We start from the raw sequence: 8,736 nt of genomic DNA on the forward strand, positions 1-8,736 counted from the left end.
CCGCCCCGCCAATCAGTCGATCAGAAGTCGAATGTGATCCGACCGTAGTAGTATCCGCCCTGCCAGGAGACGGGACCGTCGACGTATGTACGTCCGTTGCGATCGTCGATGAGGTTGATCTCGGGGTAGTGGTCGAAGATGTTCTGGCCGCCGACGGCGAGGGTGAAGCCATCGCCGATGGGAGCGGAGACCTGGAAGTCGACCATGGCCTGCGTCTTCCACTTCTGGATGGCGTTGCCCGAGCTGGTGGTCTGGCGCGAGTTGGGGCCATAGAAATTGCCGCGCAGCATGAAGGAGATCGCTCCGACATCCTGGTTGAGCGTCATGTTGGCGCGCCACTTCGGGTTGTTGTGCTCGAAGTTGTAGACCGACACATCCGAGAAGGTGATCGAGTCCACGTTGAGGCGGTCGATCTTGTAGTCGTTGATGTTGAACGCGGCAGTGATGCTGGTCGAGCCTGCTTCCAGCCAGTCCGCCTTGTAGGTGCCGACAACGTCGATACCCTGCGTGGTGGTGTCGAAGGCGTTCTGGAAGAAGCGGATGCCGTCGATCGAGTAGGCGTCGTTGACGCCGGCTGCGAACATCGCGTCCTGGATCTCGTCGGTGACCATGATGGTCGAGGAAGCATAGACGCGGTCATACATCTTGATGCGATAGGCATCGACCGTCAGCGTCAGGTTCGGCGTCGGCGTCAGGGTGAAGCCCAGCGAGTAGTTGTCCGAGGTCTCGGGGCGCAGCGGCGTGGCGCCCAGATATTCGGCGACCGGGTGCGTCGCGGGATAGAGGCCCAGGTTGATGGTGCCGCCGTCCCGGGTCGAGATGGTCGTCTGGGTGATGTAGAGCTGGCCGGTCGAGGGTGCACGGAAGCCGGTGCCGATCGAGCCGCGGATCGCCGCCCAGTCGGTGACGTAGTAGCGGGCCGCAGCCTTCCACACGAGCTTGTCGCCGAAGGAGGAGTAATCCTCGTAACGGGCGGCGAAGTCGAGGAAGAGCTTCTCGGTCACTTCCGAGCTGATCTCGCCGTAAAGCGAGGTGCTCTCGGTGGTCCAGCGACCTGCGACATCGGGCGAGAGGCCGGTGATGCCGTTCGAGCCGGGCTGCAGGATGTTGTAGACCGGATCGCTCGAGCTGGTGCAGTCGATGCCCTGGTCGGTCGGCGCGCCGGCATTGAGCGTGCGCGATGCCAGGTCAGCCTCGTTCGAGCAGAAGTTGAAGGGATCCTGCTCCGACCAGATGCCGCCCGAGTAGGAAGCCAGCTCGCCCGGGCTGATGCGATAGCCTTCGCGGCGGAACTCGGTGCCGAAGTTGAAGACGAGATCGCCATAGAAGCCGACGGGCATCTGGTAGACGAAGTCGCCATTCAGTGCGAACTCGTCGGAGGTGTAGGCGCTGGCCTTGAAGTTTTCCTGCGAGTACGGGCCGTAGGACGGGTTGACCGTGCCGTTCATCGAGTACTGGATCTTGTTGTAGCCGTAGCGTGCCGACAGGTCTGCCGAGAGCACGTGGCCATTCGAGAACTCGCGCTCGGTGCGATAGCCGCCGGTCGCGCTCCAGTCGGTCACGTCGCCCATGAAGGGCGGCTGCAGGCCGAGCGGATACTTCTCCTTGAAGGTCCAGACCGAACCGTCATCGAGGCGGATCGGATTGTCGAGCACGTTGTGGCCGCCACCGGGCGTACGATAGGAACCGTAAGCGGTGCCCTGCGAACGCGAATAGTTGGCAAAGGCATACAGCGAGCTGTTGTCGGTGATGTCGATGCCCGAGTTGATCACGAAGCGCGCGGCGCGCTCCTTGGGCTTGCCGCGGATCTCGAGCGGGTCGTTGAGGTCGATACCGGCGGCGTCGACGGCAGCGGCGAAGGCGGCGTCGGTCGCATAGGCTTCGAACGGATCCCACGACGAGGACGAGAAGGTGCGCGAACGCACGGTGTTCTGGTCGTCGTTCAGCTGGGCCGAGATGTTGACGAAGCCGGCGTCGGTGAGGGGCAGGCCGATATTGCCCGCGATCATCACGCTCTCGCCGTCGCCTTCGTAGTACTGACCGGCCTGGGCGATCAGCGAACCGCCGCTCGATGCGTCCTTGAGCTGGAAGTTGATGACGCCGGCGATGGCGTCCGAACCGTATTGCGCGGCCGCGCCGTCGCGCAGGACTTCGACGTTCTGCAGGGCGATGGCGGGAATGGTGGCAGCATCGGCGGCCTGCGAGGCGTCACGATAGATGCCGACCGAGCCCGACTTGTGGCGGCGGCGACCGTTGACCAGCATGAGGGTCTTGTTGGCCGGCAGGCCGCGCAGGCTGGGGGCGCGCACGAAGCTGTCGGTGTCGGTGTTGGGCGAACGGCTGACGGTGTAGGACGGCGAAAGCGTCTGCAGCACCTCGAGCGTGTCGGTCGCGGCGGTGTTCTGGATCTGCTCTTCGCCGAAGACGTCGACGGGAACGGGCGAATCTGTCGCGGTGCGCGGCTTGCCGCGAAGGCCGGTGACGACGATCGGCTCCTGCGTCTCGGTCGCGGGCTGCACGGCGGCTGCGGCGGCAGTCGCGGCCGCGTCTGCACTCGCGCTTGCACTGGCGGCAGCGGTCGCTGCGCTATCGGCCTCGTTGGCCATCGCGGCGGTGGAAATGGAAAGCGCGATGGCGCTCGTGGCGGTCAGCGTCGAAAACCTGGTAATCGTGTTCATGACAATCCCCCTCTGGATTGAACCTGGATCCCTCTCTCCGTCCAATACGGGGCTGTTGTCCCAACCCTCGATCAGTCCGTATCGAGGCGTCCCGTAAACCCCCCGAATGACGCTGATCGTGTCGCGATACCCAAGCGCTGTGTTACCGTTTTTGGACAAGCCACAGCAGATCGTGCCCTTTTTCCTCGCCAAATGTCGCAATTATTACCGCCGTGTATCAGCGTGGCTCCGCCGCGATCTTTTGTTTCTCGAGGCTCTCGTCGGCTTTGGGTACAGGATCGGCAGTGATGGGGGTCTTGGCAGGATATTTCGTGGAAACCACGGCTGACTGCTAAACGATGACCCAGATCCTCAATGTTCGGTAATAAATATTGGCAGAACCCGATATCTCCTGTTTGCTGCCGTAAATTCGGTTCTCGCGTTTCTGAGGTGGTGGCGCTGTAATGCGAGGCACCAGCGCGGAGGCCTTTCGATCCGATCCCGATTGCCAGTGGACGCGCAGGCTGCCCGGTGTCGGGCAAATTCGCGAAAGGGGCCAGCAAGTGAATCGCGACTGAAGCGTAGCTGGCGGCAAGGGAATGCCGCGCCGACATTTCGCGGGCGGCATGAAAAAGCGGTCGCTGAGTTCAGCAGCATGATCCTCTATATCTGCCCAAGGATAGCGCCGGGTGTTTTCTAGGCGAAGCAAGTCATCATCGCGGTGACCCACAATCGATGGTGCTGTGGCTGTGTGCCGGGCGAAAACGCGCTGTTTGGCGATCTGGTGCAGACCCACTGCCCGTGTCGTCTGGCGTAAGCCGTTCGACCATTTCGCTGTCGCCAATTCCTACGCTTCGGGCATCGACAATGACCAGACTGCGATGGAAGAAGCAGCCCGCGCCGTGCGGCAACTGAATCGGCCGCCTATGGAGAGCTATTACGGCATGATCTGATTGCCAGATGGTTGCCTGATCCTACTACGCCGTGGACGCCCCTCGACGCGGTTTTCGTGGGCGGTGCCCCAAGAATGCTGCGCACAAAAAAGGCCCGGAGCTAGTACGCTCCGGGCCCATTCCTGTCTTGGGGGATAGGAAATCAATCAGATGTGATCGTAGTAGCCATAGGCCCGCTGCTGCAGGTCGTTGACGGCGCGATAGGCCTGGTCGAACGCGGCGTTCATGGTCGACACGCCCGCAGCATCCGAGTTCGCAACCGCGATACGGCCAAAGGGTTTGCGCGCGATATGATTGGGCTTCATTTCGCCCGGCGCCAGCGGTTCGTCGAACAGATCGTTCATGCCGGTGGCAAAGCCGTGCGACCAGCGATTGACCGTGACGGCGACGATGTCGCGCGCCGGGTCGAAGCTGGTGCCCGCCAGCGAACGGGAAGCGAGCGAACGGACCTCGCGCTCGAAGAATTCGAACGGGGTTGCCAGCAGGCCATAGCGAACGGCGCGATACTGATCGTCATTGTTCGTGCCGATCGGCGGAGCGCCATCTCCGCACAGGGTTTCGACCATGATGCGGTTCGACAGGATGCCCGAATTGCCGCCGGTGCCAAAGCTGACGACAACGGGTTCGTCAGGCGACTGCGACGGCGTGACCCCGCCGAAGAAGCGCGGACCGGCAAGGCGCATCGAACCGAAGAAGGTGTAGGGCGAGGTGACCGAGCTGATCCCGGCCTGCTCGAACGCCTTCCAGTTGCGGAACAGCACGTTGACGGCAAGATTGGCGCAGCGCACCGCTTTCTTCTGCGCGTCCTTCTGGAAATCGGGGAAGGTCGGGCAGATCGCCGGGATGACATTGTTCATACAGGCGAGAACGACATTGCCGGCCTTCACCTTATATGTCTTGCCACCATTGATATAGCTGATCTCGACATCGCGGCTGTCGGGGGCGAGCAGATGCGGCGTCGGGCCGACATGCTGCACATTATAGACGATGCTGCTCTGGCGGATGCGCGTGTTGTTCGACGGCTTGTCGAGCACGGTGTAATCCATGCGCTTGTCGGCGACTTCGAAGACATTGCCCTCGGGCAGCGCCTCGGGGATGAGCGAGCGCACAATCAGGCGCGCGACATCGGAATTGCCGCCCGGCAGCGTGAAATTGTTTTCATGCATGTCGTGCGATTCCGGCGAATTGGCCGGACGCTCGATGCCAAGGCCGTCAAAGCCCGGCGCATAGCGGAAGAAGGCGAACCATGCCGTGCAGGTGTCGAGCGCCATGGCCCACACGCCCTTCTGGAAGACCAGCGAATCCTCGGACAGGCCGACGACGTTCAGCAGGTAATCGCGGTAGGACATCGACTGGAGCAGGGCGATCTTTTCATCGACCGACTTGCCGGCGAGATAATCGGTCTTGCCGTTCTTCAGCCGGTCCAGTTCCTCGCGCAGCTTGGGAGAGAGCGGGGTCTTGGCGAGAAATTCGGGCGTGGGAGCGTTGGAGCTGCCCTTGACGACATAGTCCTTGCCGAATTCTTCCTTGCCGAACAGGGTCGCTGAACTGAGGCCGCGCTTTGTATAGATGTCGTAGTCGGTGTGATCACGCGGATCGTTGCGCTGGATGATGTCGAGATCCTTGACGATCGACAACGCCTCCTGCGACCAGGTCATGGGCGAGACGAGATAGGCCGAGCCGGCATTGGCGAAGAGGCGCTTGCCGTCATATTCGAACTCTTTGCGCTGCGCGTGACCGCCGATGCCCTGCAGGTTGTCGAGGATCAGGATCTTCGCGCTCGGCCCCGCCTGCTTGCGGTAGAAATATGCCGCCGCAAGCCCGCTGAGACCGCCGCCGACGACGACGAGATCATACATCTCGCCCGTGCTTTCGCCCGCCGGAGGCTCGACGCCGTTCCAGGCGAGATCATGGACAGGCTCGAAAGCGCCGGGGTGGAACCCGCGCATGCCGGTGCGCAGCGGCGGATAGGTCGCGGCCGCTGCCGGTGAATAGCTGCCCTGTGCCATTGCGGCGCCGGGGAAGCCCCCCGCCACGGCCGCAGCGCCTGCCGCAGCGGTCATTCCGTGCATGAAATCACGGCGGGAAATGTCCATTCCCATTCCAAGTGCGCGGTCATGCTTGTTCATTGTCGCGAGCCTTCCGGTAATATCGATTTGTATTCAGTCAGAATATTCTGCCGGGCGAACGATCATGCGTTGCGCCCTGAAAGCCAAGGTGGGGCGACGGTTTTAGCCGCCGCCCCGCCAATCAGTCGATCAGAAGTCGAATGTGATCCGACCGTAGTAGTATCCGCCCTGCCAGGAGACGGGACCGTCGACGTATGTACGTCCGTTGCGATCGTCGATGAGGTTGATCTCGGGGTAGTGGTCGAAGATGTTCTGGCCGCCGACGGCGAGGGTGAAGCCATCGCCGATGGGAGCGGAGACCTGGAAGTCGACCATGGCCTGCGTCTTCCACTTCTGGATGGCGTTGCCCGAGCTGGTGGTCTGGCGCGAGTTGGGGCCATAGAAATTGCCGCGCAGCATGAAGGAGATCGCTCCGACATCCTGGTTGAGCGTCATGTTGGCGCGCCACTTCGGGTTGTTGTGCTCGAAGTTGTAGACCGACACATCCGAGAAGGTGATCGAGTCCACGTTGAGGCGGTCGATCTTGTAGTCGTTGATGTTGAACGCGGCAGTGATGCTGGTCGAGCCTGCTTCCAGCCAGTCCGCCTTGTAGGTGCCGACAACGTCGATACCCTGCGTGGTGGTGTCGAAGGCGTTCTGGAAGAAGCGGATGCCGTCGATCGAGTAGGCGTCGTTGACGCCGGCTGCGAACATCGCGTCCTGGATCTCGTCGGTGACCATGATGGTCGAGGAAGCATAGACGCGGTCATACATCTTGATGCGATAGGCATCGACCGTCAGCGTCAGGTTCGGCGTCGGCGTCAGGGTGAAGCCCAGCGAGTAGTTGTCCGAGGTCTCGGGGCGCAGCGGCGTGGCGCCCAGATATTCGGCGACCGGGTGCGTCGCGGGATAGAGGCCCAGGTTGATGGTGCCGCCGTCCCGGGTCGAGATGGTCGTCTGGGTGATGTAGAGCTGGCCGGTCGAGGGTGCACGGAAGCCGGTGCCGATCGAGCCGCGGATCGCCGCCCAGTCGGTGACGTAGTAGCGGGCCGCAGCCTTCCACACGAGCTTGTCGCCGAAGGAGGAGTAATCCTCGTAACGGGCGGCGAAGTCGAGGAAGAGCTTCTCGGTCACTTCCGAGCTGATCTCGCCGTAAAGCGAGGTGCTCTCGGTGGTCCAGCGACCTGCGACATCGGGCGAGAGGCCGGTGATGCCGTTCGAGCCGGGCTGCAGGATGTTGTAGACCGGATCGCTCGAGCTGGTGCAGTCGATGCCCTGGTCGGTCGGCGCGCCGGCATTGAGCGTGCGCGATGCCAGGTCAGCCTCGTTCGAGCAGAAGTTGAAGGGATCCTGCTCCGACCAGATGCCGCCCGAGTAGGAAGCCAGCTCGCCCGGGCTGATGCGATAGCCTTCGCGGCGGAACTCGGTGCCGAAGTTGAAGACGAGATCGCCATAGAAGCCGACGGGCATCTGGTAGACGAAGTCGCCATTCAGTGCGAACTCGTCGGAGGTGTAGGCGCTGGCCTTGAAGTTTTCCTGCGAGTACGGGCCGTAGGACGGGTTGACCGTGCCGTTCATCGAGTACTGGATCTTGTTGTAGCCGTAGCGTGCCGACAGGTCTGCCGAGAGCACGTGGCCATTCGAGAACTCGCGCTCGGTGCGATAGCCGCCGGTCGCGCTCCAGTCGGTCACGTCGCCCATGAAGGGCGGCTGCAGGCCGAGCGGATACTTCTCCTTGAAGGTCCAGACCGAACCGTCATCGAGGCGGATCGGATTGTCGAGCACGTTGTGGCCGCCACCGGGCGTACGATAGGAACCGTAAGCGGTGCCCTGCGAACGCGAATAGTTGGCAAAGGCATACAGCGAGCTGTTGTCGGTGATGTCGATGCCCGAGTTGATCACGAAGCGCGCGGCGCGCTCCTTGGGCTTGCCGCGGATCTCGAGCGGGTCGTTGAGGTCGATACCGGCGGCGTCGACGGCAGCGGCGAAGGCGGCGTCGGTCGCATAGGCTTCGAACGGATCCCACGACGAGGACGAGAAGGTGCGCGAACGCACGGTGTTCTGGTCGTCGTTCAGCTGGGCCGAGATGTTGACGAAGCCGGCGTCGGTGAGGGGCAGGCCGATATTGCCCGCGATCATCACGCTCTCGCCGTCGCCTTCGTAGTACTGACCGGCCTGGGCGATCAGCGAACCGCCGCTCGATGCGTCCTTGAGCTGGAAGTTGATGACGCCGGCGATGGCGTCCGAACCGTATTGCGCGGCCGCGCCGTCGCGCAGGACTTCGACGTTCTGCAGGGCGATGGCGGGAATGGTGGCAGCATCGGCGGCCTGCGAGGCGTCACGATAGATGCCGACCGAGCCCGACTTGTGGCGGCGGCGACCGTTGACCAGCATGAGGGTCTTGTTGGCCGGCAGGCCGCGCAGGCTGGGGGCGCGCACGAAGCTGTCGGTGTCGGTGTTGGGCGAACGGCTGACGGTGTAGGACGGCGAAAGCGTCTGCAGCACCTCGAGCGTGTCGGTCGCGGCGGTGTTCTGGATCTGCTCTTCGCCGAAGACGTCGACGGGAACGGGCGAATCTGTCGCGGTGCGCGGCTTGCCGCGAAGGCCGGTGACGACGATCGGCTCCTGCGTCTCGGTCGCGGGCTGCACGGCGGCTGCGGCGGCAGTCGCGGCCGCGTCTGCACTCGCGCTTGCACTGGCGGCAGCGGTCGCTGCGCTATCGGCCTCGTTGGCCATCGCGGCGGTGGAAATGGAAAGCGCGATGGCGCTCGTGGCGGTCAGCGTCGAAAACCTGGTAATCGTGTTCATGACAATCCCCCTCTGGATTGAACCTGGATCCCTCTCTCCGTCCAATACGGGGCTGTTGTCCCAACCCTCGATCAGTCCGTATCGAGGCGTCCCGTAAACCCCCCGAATGACGCTGATCGTGTCGCGATACCCAAGCGCTGTGTTACCGTTTTTGGACAAGCCACAGCAGATCGTGCCCTTTTTCCTCGCCAAATGTCGCAATTATTACCG

The 8,736-nt window shown here is 62.7% G+C and carries 4 protein-coding genes; 1 reads left to right on the forward strand and 3 read right to left on the reverse strand.

Annotation, left to right across the window (positions count from 1 at the left end; translation table 11 throughout):
* Positions 1 to 20: 20 nt before the first annotated feature.
* On the reverse strand, positions 21 to 2,678 hold the full coding sequence (locus A9D13_RS04020; RefSeq protein WP_066769388.1) for a TonB-dependent receptor plug domain-containing protein: 2,658 nt from the start codon (positions 2,676 to 2,678) through the stop codon (positions 21 to 23).
* Between the two features lie 752 nt (positions 2,679 to 3,430).
* On the opposite strand from A9D13_RS04020, the gene A9D13_RS04025 reads away from it, so the two are divergent.
* Positions 3,431 to 3,610 (forward strand): hypothetical protein, encoded by a 180-nt coding sequence (locus A9D13_RS04025; RefSeq protein WP_156521915.1) that lies wholly within the window; start codon positions 3,431 to 3,433, stop codon positions 3,608 to 3,610.
* Between the two features lie 146 nt (positions 3,611 to 3,756).
* Here A9D13_RS04025 and A9D13_RS04030 read toward each other — a convergent pair whose 3' ends face one another.
* Together A9D13_RS04030 and A9D13_RS04035 are read right to left on the reverse strand one after the other, a co-directional pair.
* Positions 3,757 to 5,706, reverse strand: coding sequence for an NAD(P)-binding protein (locus A9D13_RS04030; RefSeq protein WP_172808093.1), 1,950 nt, complete (start codon positions 5,704 to 5,706; stop codon positions 3,757 to 3,759).
* Positions 5,707 to 5,868: 162 nt separating this feature from the next.
* Positions 5,869 to 8,526, reverse strand: coding sequence for a TonB-dependent receptor plug domain-containing protein (locus A9D13_RS04035; RefSeq protein WP_066769388.1), 2,658 nt, complete (start codon positions 8,524 to 8,526; stop codon positions 5,869 to 5,871).
* Between the last annotated feature and the right edge of the window lie 210 nt (positions 8,527 to 8,736).

This window comes from Croceicoccus mobilis (assembly GCF_001661965.1).
Lineage (GTDB): Bacteria > Pseudomonadota > Alphaproteobacteria > Sphingomonadales > Sphingomonadaceae > Croceicoccus > Croceicoccus mobilis.

Bases quoted from the DNA above. Each gene is read 5' to 3' on its own strand.
- A9D13_RS04020 (WP_066769388.1), bottom strand. From the start codon at position 2,678: ATGAACACGATTACCAGGTTTTCGACGCTGACCGCCACGAGCGCCATC.
- A9D13_RS04030 (WP_172808093.1), bottom strand. From the start codon at position 5,706: ATGGACATTTCCCGCCGTGATTTCATGCACGGAATGACCGCTGCGGCA.
- A9D13_RS04035 (WP_066769388.1), bottom strand. From the start codon at position 8,526: ATGAACACGATTACCAGGTTTTCGACGCTGACCGCCACGAGCGCCATC.